The organism is Aliivibrio sp. S3MY1, from assembly GCF_028765575.1.
In the GTDB taxonomy this organism is placed as follows: Bacteria; Pseudomonadota; Gammaproteobacteria; order Enterobacterales; family Vibrionaceae; genus Aliivibrio.
On sequence record NZ_JARACO010000120.1, the window covers coordinates 1 to 510 of the forward strand.

The following is a 510-nucleotide window of genomic DNA, read 5'->3' on the forward strand; positions in this document are numbered from 1 at the left end:
GCCAGCCCATTCAAATAGATCGGAGAATAACATATGATGAATTGAACGCAGATAGCTGAAATCGTAAGGAGGCAATTGAAACTCTACATACATTGCAGCTAACGTTGTTAAATCACGTTCTGCAGCCTCTAATACCGCTTCATTGTTGATATTGAGCTTATTAACAAGAACCGTACTATTTTCGTAAGTATAAGGATCTTGTGTTGTGCCATATTTATCAGCCATTGAGCGCCTCTAACGAATTTACGTTTGAGTATTTGTTTAACAAAATTTGACGTTGTTGCTCTCTGTCGAGTGATAAATCGAAATTACTAGCAACATCATGCCCCTCTAAACGCATACTTTCTTTAAAGTTATCCATTTTTACTTGCTCGAAATAGGCATGCTTTTCTTCGTAAGAAGAAAGCATTGAATTACTTGGCATAACTAAATCAATATCATTAAGTTGAGACTGGATCGCTTTCCCTGATTCAAAAACACCCCAGCTATTAATAGAAAAACGGAAGGTTG

At 36.7% G+C, this 510-nt stretch carries 1 protein-coding gene and 1 pseudogene; both read right to left on the bottom strand.

Annotated elements, in window-relative coordinates:
- A pseudogene (locus PVK62_RS17520) lies at positions 1 to 225 on the bottom strand (cell filamentation protein Fic); the annotation flags it as partial.
- Positions 218 to 510 (bottom strand): YhfG family protein (locus PVK62_RS17525; protein WP_274449510.1); only part of this gene is annotated, 293 nt, incomplete at its 5' end. The gene PVK62_RS17525 and the pseudogene PVK62_RS17520, both read right to left, overlap by 8 nt.